The following is a 21,621-nucleotide window of genomic DNA, read 5'->3' on the forward strand; positions in this document are numbered from 1 at the left end:
GGGGCACGCAACCGTGATGTTCCGGCCCGTCAGATGCGGCCGACGACCTTGCGGGGCGTCACGCGGACGACGACGCGCTGTGCGTCGTCCTTGGACGCCGGGTTGAAGTCGGCGTAGTCCTTGCCCGTGTACTTCCGCGACAGCTCGTCGATCAGCTCCTGGCCGCCCTCGGTGGTCAGCTCGGCGGTGCCGCGGATCTCCGCGTAGGTGTACGGGGCGTCGAAGGGCTGGAAGAGCACCGTCACGCGCGGGTCGCGGCGCAGGTTCTTCTCCTTCTGCCGCCCGACGGTGGTGGAGATGAGGACGTCGTCCCCGTCGCGCTTCACCCAGACCGGTGAGAGCTGGGGGCTGCCGTCGGGCTGGATGGTGGCGACGGTGACGAACACGGGCGTGTCGAGCAGGGACTTGAGGTCGTCGGACAGTGCGGCGGACATGGCTTCGCTCCTCGGCCTGGTTGATCGCTGGACGAGTCGTACCCCTATCGGATCCTGCGGTTCCGCACCACGGGGCGGGGCGGGTTTCGGACCTGTCTCAGCCCGTACGGACCACCAGCGCCGTCGCGATGCCGACGAGCCCGTCGCCGCGGCCGGGGAAGCCGAGGCCGTCCGTGGTGGCGCCGGAGACGGAGACCGGGGCGCCCACCGCGTCCGAGAGGACCTTCTGGGCCTCCTCGCGGCGCTTGCCGATCTTCGGCCGGTCTCCGATCACCTGAACGGAGACGTTGCCGATGGTGAAACCGGCCTCGCGGACGATCCGCGCGGCCTCGGTGAGCAGTGTGAGCCCCGAGGCCCCGGCCCACTCGGGCCTGCCGGTGCCGAAGTGGGCGCCGAGGTCGCCGAGCCCGGCGGCGGAGAACAGCGCGTTGCACGCCGCGTGCGCGACGACGTCCGCGTCGGAGTGCCCGGCGAGTCCGGGCCCCTCGCCCTCCCACTTGAGCCCGGCGCACCACAGCTCGCGGCCGTCCTCGAAGGCGTGGATGTCGGTGCCGACGCCGACCTGCGGCAGCGGGTACGGCAGCGGTTCAGAAGCCATCGTTGGCCCTCCTGCGGGCGAGTACGGCCTCGGCGAGCACGAGGTCGAGGGGACGGGTGACCTTGAACGCCTCCTCGTGGCCGGGGACGAGCACGACCGGCTCACCGAGCCGCTCGACGAGCCCGGCGTCGTCCGTGGCGCCCTCGCCGACGACGTCGGCCTCGTGGGCGCGGACCAGGGTGGCGCGATCGAAGCCCTGGGGCGTCTGCACGGCGCGCAGCCGCGCGCGCTCGGGCGTGGCGACGACCGGCTCGGGCGCCCCCGGCGCACCGGGCTCGACCTCCTTGACGGTGTCGGCGAGCGGCAGCGCGGGCACCACGGCGGGCGCCCCGTCGCGGACGGTCTCGATGACGGTGTCGACGGTGTCGACGGGCACGAGCGGGCGGGCCGCGTCGTGCACGAGGACGACGCCGACGTCCGGCGGGAGGGCGTCGAGGCCGAGCTTCACCGACTCCTGGCGAGTGGCGCCGCCGGGCACGACGACGACGTCGGTGCGCTCGGGCAGCGCGTGGTCGGCGAGCAGCGTCTTGACCTCGGTGGCGCCGTCCGGCGGGGCGACGACCACGACGAGCGTGACGGCGCGCGAGGCGGCCAGGGCGCGCACGGCGTGGACGAGCATCGGCGTGCCGTTGAGGGCGCGCAGGGCCTTGGGAGCACCGGGGCCGAGGCGTACGCCGCGGCCCGCGGCGGGGATCACGGCCGCGGTGCGAGAGGTTACGTCAGACATCGGTTCCGTTCAGGTTTGTGCGCTCGGCCGACATGGGTATGGCCACACCGTGCCGGGCGCGACGCCTTGACCGGACCCTTCCGTGACATCTGGTCGAGCCAGCTGCCCGAGCCCGGCACGCCAAAGTACCGGGGGATCTTTCCGTGCCCGCCAACCGCCGGTGAAGTCCGGGGGACGACAGGGCGTGGCCTGGCCCCGGATCCCGGGCGTGAGGTGCGTACGAGCGCTTTGCCCTGCGTACGAGCGCTTTTGGGTATGAACATGCCGCAGTGCCCGGCGACACCCTGTGGGGTCGGCGGGCACTGCGGCAGTTCCTTCATCCCGGAGTCATTCCGGACGCGTGCCCAGGTGGGGCACGGTGTCCGCACGCGCCGGAGCGACGGCTTCGGTCGTCAGGACGCGAGGACCTCGTCGAGCAGGGCCTCGGCCTTGTCCTCGTTCGTGTTCTCCGCGAGCGCGAGCTCGCTCACCAGGATCTGACGGGCCTTGGCGAGCATGCGCTTCTCTCCGGCGGACAGTCCGCGCTCCCGCTCCCGGCGCCACAGGTCACGGACGACTTCCGCGACCTTGATGACATCGCCGGAGGCGAGCTTCTCGAGATTTGCCTTGTAGCGACGCGACCAGTTCGTGGGCTCCTCGGCGTACGGCGCGCGCAGTACTTCGAAGACCCGGTCCAGGCCGTCCTGGCCGACCACATCACGCACACCGACGAACTCCGCGTTGTCCGCTGGCACACGTACCGTCAAGTCGCCCTGGGCGACCTTCAGCACCAAGTAGGTCTTGTCCACGCCTTTGATCTGACGAGTTTCGATGGCCTCGATCAGCGCGGCCCCGTGATGGGGATAGACCACGGTGTCGCCAACCTTGAACGTCATGTGACAGGTACCCCTTCCGTGGCTATCCAGGGTAACACGGATACGGCGTCTTCTGAATGGCGTTTTCGCAGGTCAGGGCATATCTCGGGGCTTGACAACAGCAACAGGAACGTGCTGCGGACCGGCTGCGGAAGGGGGTATTCGCAGGTCGGAGCCGCTCTCCGGCGACGGTGAAACGCCCACGTTACACACCCCGCGAGAGCGCCCCAAGGGGACGAACGTCCCGGTTTGCCGGGTTCCCTCAGGTGAACTTCCGCTACTCCGTTCGGTGACCGGGGACACGTGTACGCCCGCCGGTGAGCGGCGAAGTACGGGCCGCGCGGGGGCGAATCCAGAATTGATCAAGAAGCGCGGGCGCCCCCGCGCCGGAAGCGCGCTCCGATGCGCTTGCCGATACGGCGGCGATACGACGGCGATCCGGACGCTGATCAATTTCCGGCCCGCCCCGCATTCCTTACCGGAAATCCCCGAGACGCCACTGACGCGGTTATACGAATGCCGAAACGTGAGGCCAATGGGAAGCGCGGGGCGGTGGAGGCGCCGGAGGCTGGTGGCACGTAGGGGCGGGTCGGGTGCCGCGGTGCGGGAACGGCTCGGTAACCTAAGCGCGCTGACACACCCTTAGGGCAACCGCCCGCCCGTATCGCCCACGTTCAAGGAGTTGCCGCCGCCGTGAGCCGCAGCCTTCGACGCGGCGCCATCGCCGCCACCGCCCTCGCGATCTCGCTCGCCTCGCTCACCGCTTGCGGTGCCGGGAACAACGCCCAGACGATCGAGATCAAGCCGGACAACGCGGCGACCGCCGTCGGCGACATCAAGATCCAGAACGCCATGATCATCACGCAGCCGGACCGCGAGTCGACCGGTCCCGCGGTGATCTCCGCGACCGTCTTCAACAACGGCCGTACCGCCCAGACCCTGGAGTCGATCACGGTCGACGGCACGGGCAAGAAGGCCGCCCTGAGCCCCGCCAAGGGCGACCGCCCCGGCAAGAAGGGCAAGGGCGGCGGCCTGGTCATCCCGGCCCACGGCTCCGTCGTCATCGGCGGCAAGGACAACGCGTCCGCCGTCCTGCCGAGCAGCCGCGAGGCCGTCAAGGACGGCAACGCGCAGCCCGTGACCTTCGGCTTCGACAAGACCGGCGACGTCAAGCTGAAGACGTTCGTCGTGCCGGCCGAGAGCTACTTCGAGAAGTGGGGGCCGAGCGAGCTCCCGAAGGCGCCGGACGCCAAGCCGTCCGGCTCCCCGTCCGGGAAGCCCTCCGGCAAGCCTTCCGGGAAGCCCTCGGGCAAGCCGTCCGAGGGTGCCTCCGGGACTCCGTCGGGCAACCCTTCCGGTGAGGCGGAGGCCCCGGCCAATGGGGCGGACGCGGACGCGGGGGCCTCGCACGAGGCCGCGGGGCACTGAGGCCGCGCACGTAGTACGGGAGAGGGCAGGAACCCTTCGGGGTTCCTGCCCTCTCCCGTACGTGCTGTTGTTCTGACCCGCGGGCCGTGTGTGGCTGGGCGCGCCCACGCGGCGGAGCCGCACATTGACACAGCCCCGCGCCCCTTCGGGAGGCTCCCGCTCGGGGCGCTTCCCTGTGGGGTGGTTTACGGCTCGAACTTGTAGCCCAGGCCTCGTACCGTCACCAGGTAGCGGGGGGCGCCGGGGTCCGGCTCGATCTTGGCGCGCAGGCGCTTGACGTGGACGTCGAGGGTCTTGGTGTCGCCCACGTAGTCGGCGCCCCAGACGCGGTCGATGAGCTGCATGCGGGTCAGGACGCGGCCCGCGTTGCGCAGCAGCATCTCCAGGAGGTCGAACTCCTTGAGGGGCAGGTCGACCTTGGAGCCGGAGACCGTGACGACGTGCCGGTCGACGTCCATGCGGACCGGGCCCGCCTCCAGGGCCTGCGGGGTGACCTCCTCCGGCTCGCCCCTGCGGCGCAGGACGGCGCGGATGCGGGCGACCAGCTCGCGCGACGAGAACGGCTTGGTGACGTAGTCATCGGCTCCTATTTCGAGTCCGACGACCTTGTCGATCTCGCTGTCCTTGGCGGTGACCATGATCACCGGGACGTTGGAGCGGCTGCGCAGCTGGCGGCAGACCTCCGTGCCGGGCAGGCCCGGCAGCATCAGGTCGAGCAGGACGAGGTCGGCGCCATTGCGCTCGAATTCGTCGAGTCCGTCCGGGCCGGTGGCCGCGATCGCGACCTCGAAGCCCTCCTTGCGGAGCATGTACGACAGGGCGTCGCTGAAGGATTCCTCGTCCTCGACGACGAGCACTCGGGTCACGGAAGGACCTCCGGGGCGGCAGGAATGGGTTCGTATGCGGTTGTGTCGTCGGGCCCGGCGCCCTGGTGCGCCCTCTCGTCGCCGAAACCGTGGCCGGCTCCGCGCTCGCGGGTCGCACCCGCCTCGGGCAGGCGCAGGGTGAAGGTGGAGCCCTGTCCCTCCGAGCTCCACACGGTGACCTCCCCGGCGTGCGAGGCCGCCACGTGCTTGACGATGGCGAGGCCGAGTCCCGTACCGCCGGTGGCGCGGGAGCGGGCCGGGTCGACGCGGTAGAAGCGCTCGAAGATGCGCTCCTTGTCCTTGTCCGAGATGCCGATGCCCTGGTCCGTGACCGCGACCTCGATGAGGTCCCCGCCGGGGGCGTTGACCCGCCGGGCGGCTATCCCCACGCGGGTGCGGGCGGGCGAGTAGTTCACGGCGTTCTCCACGAGGTTGCCGAGGGCCGCGGCCAGCTGGCCGCGGTTGCCCCAGACGTGCAGGTCGGCGGTGCCGCCCGCGGCCATCGTGATCTGCTTCGTGCCCGCCTGGTGGCGGCAGCGGTCGATGGCCTCGGCGACGAGCTCGTCCACGCGGACCGGCTCGGCGTCCTCCAGGGGGTCGTCGTTCTGCACCCGGGAGAGGTCGATCAGCTCCTGCACGAGGTTGGTCAGGCGGGTCGCCTCGTTCTGCATCCGGCCCGCGAAGCGCTCGACGGCCTCGGGGTCGTCGGCGGCGTCCATGACGGCCTCGGAGAGCAGGCTGAGGGCGCCGACCGGGGTCTTCAGCTCGTGGCTCACGTTCGCCACGAAGTCGCGGCGCACGGCCTCGATGCGGCGGGCCTCGGTGAGGTCCTCGACGAGCAGCAGCACGAGCCGGGAGCCCAGCGGGGCCACGCGCGCGGAGACCGCGAGGGCGTCGCCCCTGCCGGTGCCGCGGCGCGGCAGGTCCAGCTCGACCTGCCGTATCTCGCCGTCGCGCCGGGTGTCCCTGGCCATCTGGAGCATCGGCTCGACGGCCAGCTTCCCGCCGCGTACGAGACCGAGCGCGTACGCGGCCGAGCTGGCCTTGACCACGCTGTCCGCCTCGTCGAGCACGACGGCGGAGGAGCGCAGCACGGAGAGCACGGTGTCGACGCCCGGTGGCAGTACGGGGTCGGTGTGCAAAGAAGTCCTGGTGGGGCGTTTCTGGTCGCGTTCGCTCCAGCGGAACGCCAGCATGGCGATGACACCGGTGCACACTCCGGCGATCGCTGCCGCTGCGGCGACCGCCGCGTTCACGTCCATGCCTCAAGGTTATGCGTGGTCGGAGCACCAGCCACAGCCATCCGAGTGGCCCCTCGAACAGTCGTCGCTCAGAGTTCACCGAGGGGACAGTGGTGGTTCATTTTGGGTGGCCGGGTCGGCGGAGCGGTTGGTTCCGCCGCACAGGGGCCGTATCCCACCGTTCACCTGGAGGACAGGGGCGATTCACTTGTGATGCCGGTAACGGACGCGTCCGCACCACACCGTGGGAGCGTAGGGGAGAACCCCTGATGACGTAGGGGCCCGCCCCTGTGACGTACGAGAGAGGGACAGCCAGATGCGTGACGCGTACCACGAGGAACTTGACTCGATCGGCGAGGGACTGGTCGAGATGGCCCGGCTCGTCGGGTCGGCGATCGGGCGCGCCACCACGGCCATGCTCGACGCGGACCTGAAGCTCGCCGAGACCGTGATCGCCGCCGACCAGAAGGTCGACGACCTCCAGCACGACCTGGAGGCCCGCGCGATAGCACTGCTGGCACGCCAGCAGCCGGTGGCCACCGACCTGCGCATCGTCGTGACCTCCCTGCGGATGAGCGCCGACCTGGAGCGGTCCGGCGACCTCGCCCAGCACGTGGCGAAGCTCGCGCGGCTGCGGTTCCCGGAGTCGCCGGTGCCGCGCGACCTGCACGCGACCATCCTGGAGATGGGCCAGCTCGCGCAGCGTCTGATGGCCAAGGCGGCGGAGGTCATCATCACCAAGGACGTCGACCTGGCGCTCCAGCTGGAGCAGGACGACGACGAGATGGACCTGCTGCACCGCACGCTCTTCCAGCACCTGATGGACGACCGCTGGAAGCACGGCATCGAGACCGCGGTCGACGTGACGCTGCTCGGCCGCTACTACGAGCGGTTCGCGGACCACGCGGTGTCGGTGGCGAACCGGGTGGTGTACCTGGTGACGGGCGAACACGCGGATGAGCTGCAGCCGGGCAGCACGGCTGTGGAGGGGGGCTGACCCCCTCCTTTCGGGGCCGGCCCGTGGCGGGGCCTGGCCTCTGGGGGTCTGGTCCCTCGGGCGGCTTGCGCCTTGGAGGGCCTGATCTCTGGGGGCTGGCCTCTGGGGCCTGATCCCGCAGGGGGCCTGATCCCGCGGGGGGCCTGATCCCGCGGGGGGGCTGGTCCCTGAAGGCCTGACTTCCGGGGCTTGACCTTGGAGGCGGCTCCCCCGTCGCTGGGGGGGGGCTGTCCGGTGTGACGGGTGGCCGCGCTGCGCGCCGCCGGGGCGGGCCCACTCGCCCGCCCCCACCAGGCCTGGACGGAAGGCGGGCCAAAGGCCTCCGCCCCGGGAGCCGCCGGAGCGCCACCTGGGGCCCACCGCCCGGGCGCGGCCCTGTCAGCATCAGCTGGGGGCGGCACGCGTCTGAGGCCCTGGTGCAACCTGCACCGAAGCGACCAGCGGCAGACCTCCGCACCACCAGCCGAAACCGCCGAGGCGGTCCCACCACCCGCGCACACCCGCGAAGCGCACCACCCGCAGCGCTCCGCGTCGGGGCCGGGCAGGCGGAAGCCGGGGCGATGCGGGTGGGTGGGTGGGAGAGGCAGCGGCGAAGCCGGGCAGGCCGGTGCACGGGGACCCGGGGGTCAGGGGGCAGGCCTCAAGGGAAGTGGGGCAGAGGGAGGATGGGGGGCCGGGCCCTGGGCCCGGCCCCACCGCTAAGCCCAGCGGAGCGTCAGCCGCAGCCGCCGCCACACTGGCAAGCCCCACCCGACTGGCAGCCGCAACTGCAGCCCGGCCCGCACTGGCAACCGCTCGTACAGGTGTCGCGCTCAGGGGATTCAGCCATGGTCTCCTCCTCGAAGGCGTGAGACGTACTGCCTGCTCTCCATTCCATGCATCGGGCAACGGGGCGCGTCAACGGCGCACATGCGCGCGCTCAGCCTCACGAGCGCCGCCCGCTGCCTCCCGCGCCACCCCCTCCACCCTTGCCATGGGCATGGCCTAATCCGCACTGCGCAGGGGGCTTCACGGCCTGCCCGGCCGCCCCAAGGCCGCGGCGAGCACGGGGCCACCGTCAACGCCCTCGTGGACGTACGGGACACGAACCGCATGCAGCCCCGTCGGCAATCCCCGGTGGGTCCGACATCCAAAGGCTCCGCACACGCACGGCTCCCCCCTCCATTCTGCGTACGGATTCACGTACGCGGCCGCGTCCACAGGGACACATGAGGCCCACGGGACAGCGGATGACGTGCCGTCACACCCGGTCCCGGAGGCTTGAATTCATCGGGCACTCCGGGGTGCGGCAGGTCGTTGAGAGCTCACTCAGCCAAGCCGCGTCCACTCCAGAGGCATCATGGGCATGCTGCGTGACACAGGCCGCTTCGTCGTCCGGATCGGCACGGGAACAGCTCACGGCTTCATCTGGCTCGTCACCCACTTCTATGACTACGCGCTCACCCCCACCGGGCACTTCTTCGCCTTCCTCGGCACCGGAACAGCCCGGTGCTTCCTGTGGCTCGCCACCCGCTCCTACGACCACGTACTCACCCCCACCGGGCACCTCTTCGCCTTCCTCGGCACCGGAACAGCCCGGTGCTTCCTGTGGCTCGTCACCCACTTCTATGACTACGTGCTCACCCCCACGGGGCACTTCTTCGCCTTCCTCGGCACGGAAACAGCCCACGGCACCGCATGGCTCGCCATCCGCTCCTACGACTACGCCCTCACGCCCTTCGGGCACGGCTGTGTCTGGCTGCTCGTGTTCGTGTGGGAGCGCCTGATTCTCTGGCTGGTCCACTTCGTGCTCAGTGAGGAACTGGCCAAAGTCGCCGTGTCGGCGATCCTTCTGGAGATCGCCGTACTGCCCTTGCTCCGGAGGTGGCGCGGCGAGAAGTGAACTGCCCGGCTGGCAGAGCCCGTTGACGTCTGTTCATGGATCTGAGCCGCACCGGGGGCTTCCCGCGTGGTGCGGTGCCGTGCCATGCTCCCGCTCGACGCAGACGTGAACCTCGTTCAGTTATGTAAACAACAGCGAGGAAATGGGGGCACCATGCCCAACCTCAGCAGACGCGGCGTCCTGGGTGGAGCCATCGCCGTCGCGGCCACCGCCGCGACCGGGACCGGAACCGGGCCCGCCGCAGCCGTGGCCGCCCACCCGGCCGCGCTCTGGCGGGAGTTCGCCCGGAACCCGTACGACCACCCGCAGATCCCCTACGTGGGCCGGGCCGGATACCGAGGCGGCGAAAGCCGCTTCCGCCGGCCGCGCGCCGTCTTCCCCGTCCGCCGCTACGGCGCCGGGCCCGGCGCCCGGGCGGACGCCGCGCCCGCGATCAACCGTGCCCTCGCCGCCGCCGGAGAGGCCGGCGGGGGCACGGTCCAGCTCGAACCGGGTACGTACGGGATCGACGGCCTCATCCGGATCGCCCACGACAACGTCGTCCTGCGCGGCGCGGGCAGCGGCCGCACCACGCTCGTCGCCACCCGCCACCTCACCGAGCTGATCGGCCCCTACGGCAGCCGCTACGGCGGGGACAAGTCCAGCTGGTCCTGGGCCGGAGGGCTCATCTGGCTGTGCCCGCGGGAGCGTTGGGACTCCCTCGTCGCCGCGATCCGGGCCGGTCAGTGGCCCTTCGAGGGGTGGACGGGGAACAGGCGGGACCAGTGGCGCGGCCTCACCGCCGTCTCCCCCGCCCGCCGCGGCGACCGAGCGGTGCGCGTCGCGGACCCCGCGCGCGTGCGCCCCGGCGACCTCGTCCTCCTCCGCCTCGCCGACGACCGCGACCACACCCTCCTGGAGCACATGGCGGGCGGCGGCCCGGGCCCCGAGGCGTACTCCTGGGACGACAAGACGAAGCTGACCTCGTACGTCCCCTACGAGTGGCCCGTACGGGTCACCGGGGTGCGCGGGCGCGAGGTCACCCTCGAACGGCCGCTCCCGCTCGACGTGCGGCCCGAGTGGAACCCGCTGCTCACCACCCACGTCACCGCCCTCACCGGCTCCGGCGTCGAAGGGCTCACCCTGGAGGCCGTGCAGACTCCGCAGTCGCCGCACCTCCTCGACAAGGGGTTCAACGGCGTCACCTTCCAGTGCGCGTACGACTGCTGGGCCGACGACGTGCGCGTGCGGCACGTGGACAACGGCTTCGGCCTCGTCGCCGCGTCCGCCTGCACCCTGCGCCGCACGTCCGTCGGCGGGCGCGGCGCGCACCACCCGTACTTCTGCCGCGAGGGCTCGCACGACAACCTGATCGAGGACTTCCGCATCGAGCGGCGGACCGTGCCCGCGCCCCCGGGGACGCAGCTGCACGGCATCAACGTGGAGGGCCTGTCCTCGTACAACGTCTGGTCGCGCGGCCACCTGGAGACGGGCACCTTCGACACGCACCGGGGCATGCCGTTCGCGAACGTCCGCACGGAGATCGTCGTCAACAACGACGGACGGCACGGCGGCGACGCCAGCGCCGGGCCCCTCTACGGCGCCCGGTTCACCCACTGGAACGTCACCGTCAGCAACCAGCGCGCCGGACTGGTCAAAATTGACGGCATCGCGCCGTACAGCGCCACGGTCGGCATCTCCCTCGTGCGGGAGTTCGACCAGATCGACGTACCGGACTTCTCCGGAGAGCTCGGCTCCCGCATCGAGGCCTACGGTTCACCCGATGCGGTACGTCCCCGGAATCTGTACGAGGCCCAGCGCGCCCTGCACCTCCGCTGAAGGGCCCGGCCCGAAGCCGAAGAGGGCCTCAACTGAAGGGGACCAGGCGGACGACGGTCACCGTCAGGACCGAACCCGACACGTAGTAGAGGACGATCGCGCCGCCGACGGTCGCCTCCCTGCGGTCCCGCTCCTGGTCCACGGCCGCCGAACCGTGCCCGTACGGGTCCCGGCCGAGGGTGCGCTCCATCGCCGCCCGGAACTGGTCGGCGTCCCCCATCTTGGCGAGGGTGTCGTCGGCGGGCGGCGCGTAAGTGATCCGGTAGCTCCGGCTCCGGTGACGGCTCACGCGATGCTCCGCCTCTCGGCCTCATCGGCCGCGAGGCGGTCGAGGAGCGCCTCGGCCTCGGGGTCGGGCACGGCCTGCAGCATCCAGTGGCGCATCACCGAGTGGATCTCGTCGACCCCCGCCCCGTTGATGGCGCGGTCGAAGTCCGCGCGCCGGTCCTCGGGGAGGGCGGCGCGGATGTCCGGGATGGTGTTGGGCACCTCGACCTCCTCGCCGCCGATGAAGGTCTTCAGTGGTTCGGCCATGGTCGGGTCACTCTCCCTGGGGTCCCTGGACGGTCCCGGCGCTGCTGTCACCGTAGCGGCCGGGCCGGGGGCGTTCAGCCGCTGGCGTCGGCCTTCTCCGCCGCCTTCTCCGTACCGGTACCGGGCCGCGGCCCGCTCTCGTACGTCACCGGGTCCGGGAGGTTGCGCATGAGGCCCCAGTACCCGAGGGCCGCGACCGTACCCATGACCGCGCAGAAGCCCCACAGCCAGTCCGCGCCGTAGCGGTCGATGACGGAGCCGGAGATCAGCGGGGCCGCGAGCGCCGCGACGGCCCACGACATGGTGTACATGCCCTGGTAGCGGCCGCGCGCGTTCGCCGGCGAGAGGCGGACGACCAGGCCCGTCTGGGTGGGGGCGTTGACGATCTCGGCGAGCGTCCACAGGCACACCGTGAGGGTGATGAGGCCGACCGACCCGGCGAACGCCGTGAGGGCGAAGCCGTACCCCGCCACGAGCGAGGAGATCACCAACAGACGCTGCGGATCCCGGTGTTCGATGAACCGCGTCACCGGGATCTGGAGGAGCACGATCATGACGCCGTTGAAGGCGATCGCGATGCCGTAGTCACTCGGCTTGAAGCCCGCCTCGCCCATCGCCACCGGCAGTCCCACGTACGCCTGCTGGAAGATCAGCGCGACCAGGAAGGAGAGTCCGACGACGCCCATGAAGCGGCCGTCCCGCAGCACCGTGCCGAGGCCGGGCTCCGGCCCGTCGCCCGCCTCCCCCTCGCCGGGCGCGGGCCGCGACTCCGGCAGCTTCACGAAGATGACGGCCGCGCACGCGAGCGTCATCGCGGCCTCCAGGAGGAAGCCCGCGAGGTAGCTGTACGAGGCGATGAAGCCCGCGGCGGCCGAGGAGATGGCGAAGCCGAGGTTGATGGCCCAGAAGTTCAGCGAGAAGGCGCGGACGCGGTCCTCGGGCCGGACGATGTCGGCCATCATCGCCTGCACGGCGGGCCGCGAGGCGTTGCTCGCCATGCCCACGAGGAAGGCCACCGCCGCGATGGCCACCGGGTGGGTCATGAACCCGAGCAGCGCCACGGAGAGACCCGTGGACGTCTGCGCGATGAGCAGCGTGGGCCGCCGCCCCAGGCGGTCGGTCAGCACGCCCGCGCCGAGGGAGGAGACCACTCCGCCGAGCCCGTGCAGGGCCGCGACGAGGCCCGCGTACGTGGCCGAGTAGCCCTGCTCCAGGGTCAGGTAGATCGCCAGGAACGTGGACACGAAGGCCCCGAGGCGGTTCACCAGGGTGCTGGTCCACAGCCACCAGAACGCCGGGGGCAGCCCCGACACGGATTCCTTGACGGCGCGTCTTGCGGCGGTGAGCGGCATGCGAGGACCCCCGGGGCGGTGCGGGCCCGGCCGCCGTGGCGATCGGGCAGGTAGGTGCATGTAAGTGTCAGGAACGGTGGTCACAACTTACGCAACCGTGGTCCCCGCGCACTAGTCATTTGACAGGTAGCGTCAATCGCTCCGGGACGCGGCCCCCTCCGGAGTTCCATTACGCTCGTGGGCATGGCCGACGCACCGTACAAGCTGATCCTCCTCCGCCACGGCGAGAGCGAATGGAACGCGAAGAACCTGTTCACCGGCTGGGTGGACGTCAACCTCAACGAGAAGGGCGAGAAGGAGGCGGTCCGCGGCGGTGAGCTGCTGAAGGACGCCGGCCTGCTGCCCGACGTGGTCCACACGTCGCTCCAGAAGCGCGCCATCCGCACGGCCCAGCTCGCACTGGAGTCCGCGGACCGCCACTGGATCCCGGTCCACCGCTCCTGGCGGCTGAACGAGCGCCACTACGGCGCCCTCCAGGGCAAGGACAAGGCCCAGACCCTCGCCGAGTTCGGCGAGGAGCAGTTCATGCTCTGGCGCCGCTCCTACGACACCCCGCCGCCCGCCCTGGAGGACGGCACCGAGTTCTCCCAGTCGGGCGACCCGCGCTACGCCTCCATCCCGCCGGAGCTGCGCCCCCGCACGGAGTGCCTGAAGGACGTCGTCGTCCGCATGCTCCCGTACTGGTACGACGGCATCGTCCCCGACCTCCTGGCCGGCCGCACCGTCCTGGTGGCCGCGCACGGCAACTCCCTGCGCGCCCTGGTCAAGCACCTCGACGGCATCTCCGACGCCGACATCGCGGGCCTGAACATCCCCACGGGCATCCCGCTCGCCTACGACCTGGACGCCGCCTTCAAGCCCCTGAACCCGGGCGGCACGTACCTCGACCCCGAGGCCGCGAAGGCCGCGATCGAGGCCGTGAAGAACCAGGGCAAGAAGAAGTAAGCCGCCCGCCTTGTGCCCCCTGCCTGCGGCTTTCCGTGGGTGGGGGGCTTTGGCTCAGCCGGGTCAGCCGGGATGGGTGGGTGTCACCCTCCCGTGACGGCTGGGACGATCACTGCTGCGATCGCGGAGAGCAGGCCCCCCACCGCGAGGGCCGCGTTGAACTTCTCCTTCGCCGTGGGGAAGACAGCGCGGCCGAAGTCCCCCGCCTTGCTGCGCAGCACCACCATCTTCAGCTTCTGCCACCGGTGCTGGCGGTTCCGGCACCCCATCAGAACGCCGTAGGCGTTGTTGCGGCAGTAGGTCTTCCCGTCTCGGTTGACCGCTCCGCACCAGACCGGCACCTGGAAGGCGGCGTAGGCCGAGACCGCCACCGACAGAGCGACAACGGTCGGCAGCGACCACTGCTGGCTCCACGCGACGATGAGAGCCGCAGCCGCTATGTATCCCCAGTACAGACCCACCGCTTTTCCCATGGCTACGTAGGGTAGGTGCATATGCACGGAAGCGGCAGGGGCGTTCCGGACACGACGGTGGGACGCCGGCTCGGGAGGCCGCGGGAGGGCTAGTCCCGGGGGCGGGTGAGGTGGGTGAAGGCCTCCAGGTTGCGGGTCGATTCGCCTCGGGAGACGCGCCAGGCGTACTCCTTGCGGATCGCCGTCGCGAAGCCCAGCTCCAGGAGGGTGTTGAAGGAGCCGTCCGCCGCTTCCAGGACGGAGCCGAGGAGGCGGTCCAGCTCGTCCGGGGCGACAGCGGCCAGCGGGAGCTTGCCGGTGACGTAGACGTCGCCCAGGGAGTCGATCGCGTAGCTCACGCCGTAGAGGCGGAGGTTGCGCTCCAGGAGCCAGCGGTGGACGGCCTCGTGGTTCTCGTCGGGGTGGCGGACGACGAAGGCGTTCAGGGAGAGGGAGTGCTTGCCCACGCGCAGGGAGAGCGTCGTGGAGAGCTTGCGGGTGCCGGGGAGCGTGACCACGTACGAGCCCGGTTCGGGGGACTCCCAGTCGAGTTCGGCGTCGGCCAGGAACCGCTCGATCACCGTGTCAGGGGTCTCACCAGCAACAACGTCACCCATGGTGCGAGGGTACGCGACGGCGGTGGTCGTGCATCGCCGCGGTGTACACATCAGCGGTGGCGGATGCCGCCGTGCCCCAGCCGAAGGACTCCGCGTGCCGGGCGGCCGCCGCGCCCATGCGGTCGACCAGGTGGGGGTTGTCGGCGAAGTCGCCCAGCACGCGCGCGTAGTGGGCCGGTTCGTGGTCGGGGACCAGGAAGCCGGTGACGCCGTCGCGCACGGCGACCGGCAGGCCGCCCACCGCCGCGGCGAGGACCGGTGTGCCCGCCGCCTGCGCCTCGATGGCGACGAGCCCGAACGACTCGCTGTAGGAGGGCATGACGAGCAGCGAGGCCGCGCGGAACCAGTCCGCGAGCTGGTCCTGGCCGACGGGGGGCTGGAAGCGCACCACGTCCGCGATGCCCAGGCGGGCCGCCAGCTTCTGCAGCCCCTCGGGTTTGGCGAGGCCGCTGCCGCTCGGGCCGCCGACGACCGGGACGACGACGCGGCGGCGCAGCTCGGGGCGTTCGTCGAGGAGGACGGCCACCGCGCGAAGCAGTACGTCCGGGGCCTTCAGGGGCTGGATGCGGCCCGCGAAGAGCGGCACGAGGGCGTCCTGCGGCAGGCCCAGGCGGTGGCGGGCGGCGGCGCGGCCGTCGGCGGGGCGGAAGCGGTCGAGGTTGACGCCGGGGTGGACGACGGCGACCTTCCCGGGGTCGGCGTCGTAGTGCCGTACGAGTTCGTCGGCCTCTTCGGAGGTGTTGGCGATGAGCCGGTCGGCGGCGCGCACGATCTGAGTCTCGCCGATGACGCGGGCGGCGGGCTCGGGGGTGTCCCCGGCGGCGAGCGCCGCGTTCTTGACCTTGGCCATGGTGTGCATGGCGTGCACGAGGGGGGTGCCCCAGCGCTCGGCGGCGAGCCAGCCCACGTGGCCGCTGAGCCAGTAGTGCGAGTGCACGAGGTCGTAGTGGCCGGGGCGGTGGCCCGCCCAGGCGAGCATGACGCCGTGCGTGAAGGCGCACAGCTGGGCGGGGAGCTCCTCCTTGGCCAGGCCCTCGTAGGGGCCCGCGTCCACGTGGCGCACGAGGACGCCGGGGGCGAGCTCGACGACGGGCGGCAGCGCTCCCGTGGTGGCGCGGGTGAAGATCTCGACCTCGATGTTGATCTCGGCGAGACGCTTGGCGAGCTCCACGATGTAGACGTTCATGCCGCCCGCGTCGCCGGTGCCGGGCTGGTGCAGCGGCGACGTGTGCACGCTGAGCATGGCGATGCGGCGGGGGCGGCGGGGCGTGCCGGGAAGGCGCAGTCGGGCGGGCGCCGACGGGGCCGCTGGGAAGCGACGCCCGAGCCTGGTCACGTAGTGGCTCACGTGGCGGTCCTCCTTGGCCTTGGCAGCGGCGTCCTGGACCTCGTACGGCGGGCACGGCGAAACGGAGGGCGTACGAGGTCCTCTGAGGACGGCAACACCGGAACTTCCGCCTCCATTTCCTCTTTGCCAAAGCATTACCTTGGGGGTTTCCACCGTAGCCCTTGCATACGCTTGCCCCATGTCCCCCCGCGCACCCCGTTCCCCCAGCTCCGCGGCTCGCCCCGTCGGAACCGTGACGCGCGGGACGACCAACCCCAACCGCCTGCGCCGCATGGACCGCTGGATCGCCGCCGCCCACGGCGCCGCGCTCCGCCGCGCCGCCGACCCGCTCGCCGTCGACCTCGGCTACGGCGCCGCCCCCTGGACCGCCGTCGAGCTGCTCCTGCGGCTGCGCACCGCCGCCCCGCACGCGCGCGTGGTCGGCATCGAGATCGACCCCGCACGGGTCGCGGCGGCACGCCCGTACGAACGGGAGGGGCTCTCCTTCCGACACGGCGGCTTCGAGGTGCCGCTGCCCGCGCGCCCGGCCCTCATCCGCGCCGCGAACGTGCTGCGCCAGTACGACGAGGGCGAGGTCGCCGCCGTCTGGGAGCGGCTGTGCGCGCGGCTCGCCCCCGGCGGGCTGCTCGTCGAGGGGACCTGCGACGAGATCGGGCGGCGGCACGTCTGGGTCGCGCTCGGCCCCGAAGGCCCGCGCACGGTGACCTTCGCGGCCCGGCTCGCCTCCCTGGAGCGCCCCTCCGACCTGGCCGAGCGGCTGCCCAAGGCGCTGATCCACCGGAACGTGCCGGGCGAGCCGGTGCACGCCTTCCTGCGCGACTTCGACCGGGCGTGGGCGGCGGCCGCCCCGTACGCCTCGTACGGGGTGCGGCAGCGGTGGATCCGGTCGGTGCGCGACCTGCGGGCGGACTGGCCGGTCGTGGACCGCGCCGCGCGGTGGCGGCAGGGCGAAGTGACGGTGCGCTGGGAGGCGCTCGCGCCCCGCGGGACGTGAGGCGCGTCCGGGGCGTACGACTCGCGCGGCGTGCGGCGCCCAGGGCGCATGGCCCGCGCTCCGGAGCGACCGCGCGCCCGGGCGGCGCGCGGCCCGCGCCCCGGGGTGGCCCAACGCATCGGGTGGCGCCGCCCGTTCACCGCGAGTGAACGTTCGACACAAGGGAACGATCACCGCGTGCCGATCGTCACACGAGGCAGGAGGGGAACGGGAGTTGCCGCACACCCCTGTCGCAATGGGCGCGGACATGGCACCATCCCGAGGACCCTGCGGGGTTACTGACGGTAAATCAGCTTTGACCGGTCGGTCGGCCGCTGGATCGACCGGCGCCTTGACCGATGCGTTGACCGATGGATCTGCTGTGGGGGTGGAGCGTGTCCGGCACGCGGTATTCGACGGCGACAGCCGTGGCTCTGGTCTGCGCGGCGGTGGTGCTCGGCGCCCCCGGCGCGGCGTTCGCGAGCCCCGCCGACCCCACCCCGCCCGGCCCGCCGACACCCGCCGGGGACACGCCCCTTGAGCAGGTCCGCAAGAAGATCGACCGGCTCTACCGCGAAGCGGGCACGGCCACGGACGCGTACAACGCGGCGGAGGAGAAGGCCGACCGGCAGTCCAAGGAGATCGTCCGGCTCGCCCGCGACATCGACAAGGGCCAGAAGAAGCTGGACAGACTCAAGGCCCAGGCGGGCGCCGCCGCCCGCGCGCAGTACCGCGGCGGCGGCATCCCCGACCAGGCCCGGCTGCTCCTGAGCGACAGCCCCGAGCGGTTCCTGGACGGCGCGGGCCGCCTGCGCCAGGGCCAGCACGGCACGAAGTCGCTGCTCACGGAGATGGGCCGGACCCAGGCCGATCTGAAGACGTACGCCAAGGACGCCTCCGCCCAGTGGCGCAAGCTGGAGGCGGGCCGCAAGGCCAAGGCCGCGGCGAAGCGGAAGATCAAGGAGAGGATCGCCGCCGCCGAGAAGCTGGAGTCGCGCCTGGCGAAGAAGGAGCGCGAGCGGCTGCGCGAGCTGGAGGAGGCGGCCGCGCTCAAGCAGCAGTCGGCGTGGGTCGACACCGGGATACTGAAGGACCTCAAGGGCGACGCGACCGCGCGCGGCAGGAAGGCCGTCGCCTTCGCCACGGCCCAGATCGGCAAGCCGTACGTCTGGGGTGCCGAGGGCCCGAAGTCGTACGACTGCTCGGGGCTCACGTCCCAGGCCTGGGCGGCCGCGGGCCGCGGCATCCCGCGCACCTCGCAGGAGCAGTGGAAGCGCCTGCCCCACGTCGACGTGAAGAACATGCGCCCCGGCGACCTGATCATCTACCACAAGGACGCCAGCCACGTCGGGATGTACGTGGGCGACGGAGCCATCGTGCACGCGCCCCGGCCGGGGCGGACCGTGACGATCGCGGGAGCGGGCTCGATGGAGATCCTCGGGGTCGTCCGCCCGGACAGCTGACCGGGCCGGAGGCCCGCCCCGCAGCCGCCCTGCCGGAGGCACCCCGGCAGCAGGCCCGGCCGGGACGCCCGGCCGACAGCCCTCGCCAGGGGCGCCCCGGCCACAGGCGCCCGGCCGGAGGGAGCCCTCCGGCAGCGGAGTCTGAGCCATTCAGCGGTGCCCGGCCGGGCCATTCGGCGGCAACCGGGAGGGGTCCCGCCGCACACCGCGTACGGTGTGCCGCGCACGCCTGTGACCCAGCGCACGAGGTACCGCCCCGCTCAACCCCGCGGGCGTGATGTTCGTCATCCCAGTCGAACCGGGTTCGTGCCCCATTGCGGTCCAGGGCGCGGCATATGCCGTGTGCCGGGTGCCGCGCCGCATTCCCCCGTGCCCTCGGCTACCGCTATGGTCCCCGTCTGGTGTGGGGCGTGCGACCGTCGCCCCACCGTGCCCTCGGGGGGAGGGAAGGAACTCAACGCATGCCCGTACCCATACCGCGGCAGAGAGCGATCCCGGCCGGGGCAGGCGCTCAGGCACCGGCGGTGCCGACGCCCGACGCGTCCCCGGACGGCTCCGGCCGCGCCGGCGGCACGGGCGGCTCCGGCACCTCCGCGGGCCCCGGGCTCACCCTGCTGCTCGTCGAGGACGACCCGGGCGGCTCACTGAGCCTGCCCGAGCTGGTGGACTCCACGGGCAGGCCCATCCGCATCCGCACCGCCCGCAACCTCACCGAGGTCGCGCGGCTGCTCACGGACGACGTGCACTGCATCCTGCTCGACCTCGCCCTGCCCGGCGGCCCCGCGCCGAACGGCGGCACGGGCGGCACCCCGGCGTCCGGCACCCAGGGCCCCGGCGGGCCGGGCGCCGCGCACGACACCGCGCACGGGGCGGGCCGGGCGCCCGCCGACGCCGACGAGCTGACCACGCTGCGGCACGTGCTCCGCCTCGCTCCCGGGCACGCCGTCCTCGCCCTGACCACGTCGGGCGACGCCGAGCGCGGCGCGCGGGCGGTGCGGGTCGGCGCCCAGGACTATCTGTTCCGCGACGAGCTGGACGGCCGGCTCCTGAGCCGCGCGATCCAGTACGCGGTGGAGCGCAAGCGCGCGGACGCCGCGCAGCGGCAGCTCACCGAGTCCCGGCTGCGCGCCCAGGAGAACGCCCGCCTGGAGCGGGGCCTGCTGCCGACGCCGCTGCTCGAAGGGTCACCGCTGCGGTTCGCTTCGCGCTACCGTCCGGGCCGGTCCCGCGCCCTGCTCGGCGGCGACTTCTACGACACGGTGCGCACCCCCGACGGCTCGGTGCACGTGATGATCGGCGACGTCTGCGGCCACGGCCCGGACGAGGCGGCGCTCGGCGTGGAGCTGCGCATAGCCTGGCGGGCGCTGACGTTCGCGGGCCTGGTCGGCGACGAGCTGCTGTCCACGTTGCAGAAGGTCCTGGAGCACGAGCGGGCGAACGAGGAGATCTTCGCGACGCTGTGCACGGTCGACATCGCGCCGGACGGCCGCCGGGCGGGCCTGTGCCTGGCCGGTCACCCGGCGCCGCTGGTCGCCCGCCCCGGCCTGCCGGCCGAGCTGCTGCCGTACGACAACGGCGGCCCGGCGCTCGGGCTGCTGCCGCGTGCCCGCTGGCCGCGCCAGCAGGTGCAGCTCGGCGGGACCTGGAGCCTGATGCTCTACACGGACGGCCTGATCGAGGGCCGGGTCGGCCGGGGCAACCAGCGGCTCGGCCAGGACGGGATGGTGGAGATGGTGCGCCGCAAGCTCGCGGCGGGCCTGCGCGGCGACGCGCTCCTGGAGGCGGCCGTGACCGAGGTGCGGGAGCTCAACGGCGGCGAGCTGACGGACGACGTGGCGGTACTGCTCCTGGACCGCGAACCGGCCCACGAGCGCTAGGCGCCACGGTCCGCGGGACGCGAGCGCTGAGCACCACGGTCCGCGGGACCATCGCTGGGCGCCACCGCGGGGCGGGGCGTCACCGTCCGCCGTTGTACGGGCCGTACGGACCGTCGCTGCTGGAGCCGCGGCGGCCGCCGCCCCCGCCCATGACCTGACGGAGCGCGGGGCGTACGTCGACCATGTACACGATCGTGGCGACGAGGCCGATGATCGGCAGGAACGACAGGACGTTGAAGATCAGGTTCACCACGAAGGCGAGCCCGAGGATGATCAGCCAGAACGGCTTGGTCTTCTTGTCGGCCGCCCGATAGGCGTCCTCCCGCCGGACGGCGGCGTCGATGAGCGCGAATCCGCTGAACACGATCAGGGCCAGCGACAGCAGCCACATGAAGTTCGCGAACCCTTGCATCAGCACAACGTCCACCACCAGTCTCGGCGAATTCGACACGACTCCCGTGCCGTCCGTACGACGTCACGGTACCGCTACCCGCACAACGGACCGGGCACTCCGGGAGTGCCCGGCCGTGTGGGCGGGCGCCGGGCCGAGCGGTCCTACTCGGCGGGCGGCGCGGTCTTCTTCGCGGCCGTCTTCTTGGTGGCCGTCTTCTTCGCTGCGGGCTTGCGGGCCGCGGTGCCCTCGCCCTTCTCCGCGGCGGAGGCGTCCGTGCCGGAGTCCTCCGTGGCGGAGGCGGCGACGCCCTCGCCCGTCTTCGCCTCGGCCCCCTCCGAACCCTCCGAACCCTCCGACGCCGCAGGCGCGTCGGGCTCGACGGTGTCGGCGAGCTCCACGAGCTCGTCGGCGGCCTCGCCGCGCAGGTTCCGCACGGTCTGCTCGCCGTGCTCGGCGACCTTCTCGTACGTCTCGCGCGCCTGGACCGCGTACTCGACGGCGACGCCGACGCCGCGCAGGGCGAAGTCCTGGGCGTTCTCACCGATGCGCTTCAGGTCCGTGTCCAGGACGCCGAAGAGCTCGCCGACCTTGGTCTGGATGGCCTCGCGGGCCTCCTTGGCGCGGGCGGCCGCCCGGTCCTGGACGTCCTTGGGGTTGGTGTTGCGCACCGCCTCCAGGCGGGCGGGGGCCTCGGCGGCGAGCTGCTCGATGGCGCCAGGCACCTTCTTCGCCTGCTGGAGCGCGAGTTCGGCGCCGCCGACGACGAAGTAGAGGGGGGTCGGGTTGGTGACGGCCTTGCGCACCTCGTCGGTGATGGGCAT

At 72.1% G+C, this 21,621-nt stretch carries 22 protein-coding genes; 8 read left to right on the top strand and 14 right to left on the bottom strand.

Going from position 1 to position 21,621, the window contains the following annotated elements:
• Nucleotides 1-29 precede the first annotated feature (29 nt).
• The 4 genes from C9F11_RS19045 to C9F11_RS19060 all read right to left on the bottom strand — a co-directional run bounded on the left by C9F11_RS19045 (nt 30) and on the right by C9F11_RS19060 (nt 2,634).
• Complete coding sequence (locus C9F11_RS19045) at nt 30-434, bottom strand: PPOX class F420-dependent oxidoreductase (RefSeq protein WP_138960430.1); 405 nt, start codon at nt 432-434, stop codon at nt 30-32.
• 97 nt (nt 435-531) lie between these two features.
• Nucleotides 532-1,032 carry a 2-C-methyl-D-erythritol 2,4-cyclodiphosphate synthase gene (ispF, locus tag C9F11_RS19050; protein ID WP_030682302.1) on the bottom strand — a complete coding sequence of 167 codons (501 nt, stop codon included), beginning with the start codon at nt 1,030-1,032 and terminating at the stop codon, nt 532-534.
• Entirely contained in the window at nt 1,022-1,759 is a 738-nt protein-coding gene (gene ispD, locus C9F11_RS19055; RefSeq protein ID WP_138960431.1) for a 2-C-methyl-D-erythritol 4-phosphate cytidylyltransferase, read from the bottom strand. The genes ispF and ispD overlap by 11 nt, the downstream gene beginning before the upstream one ends.
• Before the next feature lie 392 nt (nt 1,760-2,151).
• The gene (locus C9F11_RS19060; protein WP_003953493.1) at nt 2,152-2,634 is read right to left on the bottom strand and encodes a CarD family transcriptional regulator; all 483 of its coding nucleotides are present in this window, start codon (nt 2,632-2,634) and stop codon (nt 2,152-2,154) included.
• A gap of 672 nt (nt 2,635-3,306) precedes the next feature.
• Between C9F11_RS19060 and C9F11_RS19070 the strand changes: the two genes are divergently transcribed.
• Complete coding sequence (locus tag C9F11_RS19070) at nt 3,307-4,041, top strand: DUF461 domain-containing protein (RefSeq protein ID WP_138960432.1); 735 nt, start codon at nt 3,307-3,309, stop codon at nt 4,039-4,041.
• A 185-nt stretch (nt 4,042-4,226) separates the two neighbouring features.
• On the opposite strand, the gene C9F11_RS19075 is transcribed toward C9F11_RS19070, so the two are convergent.
• A complete protein-coding gene (locus C9F11_RS19075; protein ID WP_030682312.1) occupies nt 4,227-4,907 on the bottom strand; it encodes a response regulator transcription factor in 681 nt (226 codons plus the stop codon).
• Nucleotides 4,904-6,169, bottom strand: coding sequence for an ATP-binding protein (locus C9F11_RS19080; protein ID WP_138960433.1), 1,266 nt, complete (start codon nt 6,167-6,169; stop codon nt 4,904-4,906). The genes C9F11_RS19075 and C9F11_RS19080 overlap by 4 nt, the downstream gene beginning before the upstream one ends.
• A gap of 295 nt (nt 6,170-6,464) precedes the next feature.
• Here C9F11_RS19080 and phoU point away from each other — a divergent pair, with 295 nt between their 5' ends.
• The 3 genes from phoU to C9F11_RS19095 all read left to right on the top strand — a co-directional run bounded on the left by phoU (nt 6,465) and on the right by C9F11_RS19095 (nt 10,845).
• On the top strand, nt 6,465-7,145 hold the full coding sequence (gene phoU / locus C9F11_RS19085; protein WP_138960434.1) for a phosphate signaling complex protein PhoU: 681 nt from the start codon (nt 6,465-6,467) through the stop codon (nt 7,143-7,145).
• A 1,345-nt stretch (nt 7,146-8,490) separates the two neighbouring features.
• Nucleotides 8,491-9,027 (top strand): hypothetical protein, encoded by a 537-nt coding sequence (locus C9F11_RS19090; RefSeq protein ID WP_138960435.1) that lies wholly within the window; start codon nt 8,491-8,493, stop codon nt 9,025-9,027.
• Nucleotides 9,028-9,180: 153 nt separating this feature from the next.
• Entirely contained in the window at nt 9,181-10,845 is a 1,665-nt protein-coding gene (locus C9F11_RS19095; RefSeq protein ID WP_138960436.1) for a glycosyl hydrolase family 28-related protein, read from the top strand.
• A 28-nt stretch (nt 10,846-10,873) separates the two neighbouring features.
• Here C9F11_RS19095 and C9F11_RS19100 read toward each other — a convergent pair whose 3' ends face one another.
• The 3 genes from C9F11_RS19100 to C9F11_RS19110 form a co-directional block, all read right to left on the bottom strand.
• Nucleotides 10,874-11,065 carry a hypothetical protein gene (locus C9F11_RS19100; RefSeq protein ID WP_051855438.1) on the bottom strand — a complete coding sequence of 64 codons (192 nt, stop codon included), beginning with the start codon at nt 11,063-11,065 and terminating at the stop codon, nt 10,874-10,876.
• A 65-nt stretch (nt 11,066-11,130) separates the two neighbouring features.
• A complete protein-coding gene (locus C9F11_RS19105) occupies nt 11,131-11,379 on the bottom strand; it encodes a hypothetical protein (RefSeq protein ID WP_138960437.1) in 249 nt (82 codons plus the stop codon).
• 74 nt (nt 11,380-11,453) lie between these two features.
• Nucleotides 11,454-12,731 carry an MFS transporter gene (locus C9F11_RS19110; protein ID WP_171075783.1) on the bottom strand — a complete coding sequence of 426 codons (1,278 nt, stop codon included), beginning with the start codon at nt 12,729-12,731 and terminating at the stop codon, nt 11,454-11,456.
• A gap of 183 nt (nt 12,732-12,914) precedes the next feature.
• Between C9F11_RS19110 and C9F11_RS19115 the strand changes: the two genes are divergently transcribed.
• Nucleotides 12,915-13,676: a phosphoglyceromutase gene (locus C9F11_RS19115; RefSeq protein ID WP_030682335.1), complete on the top strand. Its 762-nt coding sequence runs from the start codon at nt 12,915-12,917 to the stop codon at nt 13,674-13,676.
• An 83-nt stretch (nt 13,677-13,759) separates the two neighbouring features.
• Here C9F11_RS19115 and C9F11_RS19120 read toward each other — a convergent pair whose 3' ends face one another.
• From C9F11_RS19120 to mshA, 3 genes are all read right to left on the bottom strand, one after another.
• Nucleotides 13,760-14,149, bottom strand: coding sequence for a hypothetical protein (locus tag C9F11_RS19120; protein ID WP_138960438.1), 390 nt, complete (start codon nt 14,147-14,149; stop codon nt 13,760-13,762).
• Between the two features lie 89 nt (nt 14,150-14,238).
• Complete coding sequence (locus C9F11_RS19125) at nt 14,239-14,745, bottom strand: YbjN domain-containing protein (protein WP_171075784.1); 507 nt, start codon at nt 14,743-14,745, stop codon at nt 14,239-14,241.
• Nucleotides 14,738-16,093, bottom strand: coding sequence for a D-inositol-3-phosphate glycosyltransferase (gene mshA / locus C9F11_RS19130; RefSeq protein WP_138960440.1), 1,356 nt, complete (start codon nt 16,091-16,093; stop codon nt 14,738-14,740). Before mshA ends, C9F11_RS19125 begins: the two co-directional genes overlap by 8 nt.
• 178 nt (nt 16,094-16,271) lie before the next feature.
• Between mshA and C9F11_RS19135 the strand changes: the two genes are divergently transcribed.
• From C9F11_RS19135 to C9F11_RS19145, 3 genes are all read left to right on the top strand, one after another.
• The gene (locus C9F11_RS19135; protein WP_138960441.1) at nt 16,272-17,087 is read left to right on the top strand and encodes a class I SAM-dependent methyltransferase; all 816 of its coding nucleotides are present in this window, start codon (nt 16,272-16,274) and stop codon (nt 17,085-17,087) included.
• 350 nt (nt 17,088-17,437) lie between these two features.
• Nucleotides 17,438-18,529: a C40 family peptidase gene (locus tag C9F11_RS19140; RefSeq protein ID WP_138960442.1), complete on the top strand. Its 1,092-nt coding sequence runs from the start codon at nt 17,438-17,440 to the stop codon at nt 18,527-18,529.
• A gap of 461 nt (nt 18,530-18,990) precedes the next feature.
• Nucleotides 18,991-20,406: a fused response regulator/phosphatase gene (locus C9F11_RS19145; RefSeq protein WP_171075785.1), complete on the top strand. Its 1,416-nt coding sequence runs from the start codon at nt 18,991-18,993 to the stop codon at nt 20,404-20,406.
• A 79-nt stretch (nt 20,407-20,485) separates the two neighbouring features.
• Here C9F11_RS19145 and C9F11_RS19150 read toward each other — a convergent pair whose 3' ends face one another.
• A complete protein-coding gene (locus tag C9F11_RS19150; protein WP_171075786.1) occupies nt 20,486-20,818 on the bottom strand; it encodes a DUF2516 family protein in 333 nt (110 codons plus the stop codon).
• A 143-nt stretch (nt 20,819-20,961) separates the two neighbouring features.
• Nucleotides 20,962-21,621, bottom strand: a complete 660-nt coding sequence (locus C9F11_RS19155; protein WP_138960445.1) for a hypothetical protein — start codon at nt 21,619-21,621, stop codon at nt 20,962-20,964.

This window comes from Streptomyces sp. YIM 121038 (assembly GCF_006088715.1).
Classification (GTDB): domain Bacteria; phylum Actinomycetota; class Actinomycetes; order Streptomycetales; family Streptomycetaceae; genus Streptomyces.

Excerpts from the sequence above, each read along its gene's own strand:
- C9F11_RS19045 (WP_138960430.1), bottom strand. The coding sequence starts at position 434 with ATGTCCGCCGCACTGTCCGACGACCTCAAGTCCCTGCTCGACACGCCC.
- ispF (WP_030682302.1), bottom strand. The coding sequence starts at position 1,032 with ATGGCTTCTGAACCGCTGCCGTACCCGCTGCCGCAGGTCGGCGTCGGC.
- ispD (WP_138960431.1), bottom strand. The coding sequence starts at position 1,759 with ATGTCTGACGTAACCTCTCGCACCGCGGCCGTGATCCCCGCCGCGGGC.
- C9F11_RS19060 (WP_003953493.1), bottom strand. The coding sequence starts at position 2,634 with ATGACGTTCAAGGTTGGCGACACCGTGGTCTATCCCCATCACGGGGCC.
- C9F11_RS19080 (WP_138960433.1), bottom strand. The coding sequence starts at position 6,169 with ATGGACGTGAACGCGGCGGTCGCCGCAGCGGCAGCGATCGCCGGAGTG.
- phoU (WP_138960434.1), top strand. The coding sequence starts at position 6,465 with ATGCGTGACGCGTACCACGAGGAACTTGACTCGATCGGCGAGGGACTG.
- C9F11_RS19090 (WP_138960435.1), top strand. The coding sequence starts at position 8,491 with ATGCTGCGTGACACAGGCCGCTTCGTCGTCCGGATCGGCACGGGAACA.
- C9F11_RS19095 (WP_138960436.1), top strand. The coding sequence starts at position 9,181 with ATGCCCAACCTCAGCAGACGCGGCGTCCTGGGTGGAGCCATCGCCGTC.
- C9F11_RS19100 (WP_051855438.1), bottom strand. The coding sequence starts at position 11,065 with ATGGGGGACGCCGACCAGTTCCGGGCGGCGATGGAGCGCACCCTCGGC.
- C9F11_RS19105 (WP_138960437.1), bottom strand. The coding sequence starts at position 11,379 with ATGGCCGAACCACTGAAGACCTTCATCGGCGGCGAGGAGGTCGAGGTG.
- C9F11_RS19110 (WP_171075783.1), bottom strand. The coding sequence starts at position 12,731 with ATGCCGCTCACCGCCGCAAGACGCGCCGTCAAGGAATCCGTGTCGGGG.
- C9F11_RS19115 (WP_030682335.1), top strand. The coding sequence starts at position 12,915 with ATGGCCGACGCACCGTACAAGCTGATCCTCCTCCGCCACGGCGAGAGC.
- C9F11_RS19120 (WP_138960438.1), bottom strand. The coding sequence starts at position 14,149 with ATGGGAAAAGCGGTGGGTCTGTACTGGGGATACATAGCGGCTGCGGCT.
- C9F11_RS19125 (WP_171075784.1), bottom strand. The coding sequence starts at position 14,745 with ATGGGTGACGTTGTTGCTGGTGAGACCCCTGACACGGTGATCGAGCGG.
- C9F11_RS19135 (WP_138960441.1), top strand. The coding sequence starts at position 16,272 with ATGTCCCCCCGCGCACCCCGTTCCCCCAGCTCCGCGGCTCGCCCCGTC.
- C9F11_RS19140 (WP_138960442.1), top strand. The coding sequence starts at position 17,438 with ATGGATCTGCTGTGGGGGTGGAGCGTGTCCGGCACGCGGTATTCGACG.
- C9F11_RS19145 (WP_171075785.1), top strand. The coding sequence starts at position 18,991 with ATGCCCGTACCCATACCGCGGCAGAGAGCGATCCCGGCCGGGGCAGGC.
- C9F11_RS19150 (WP_171075786.1), bottom strand. The coding sequence starts at position 20,818 with ATGCAAGGGTTCGCGAACTTCATGTGGCTGCTGTCGCTGGCCCTGATC.
- C9F11_RS19155 (WP_138960445.1), bottom strand. The coding sequence starts at position 21,621 with ATGCCCATCACCGACGAGGTGCGCAAGGCCGTCACCAACCCGACCCCC.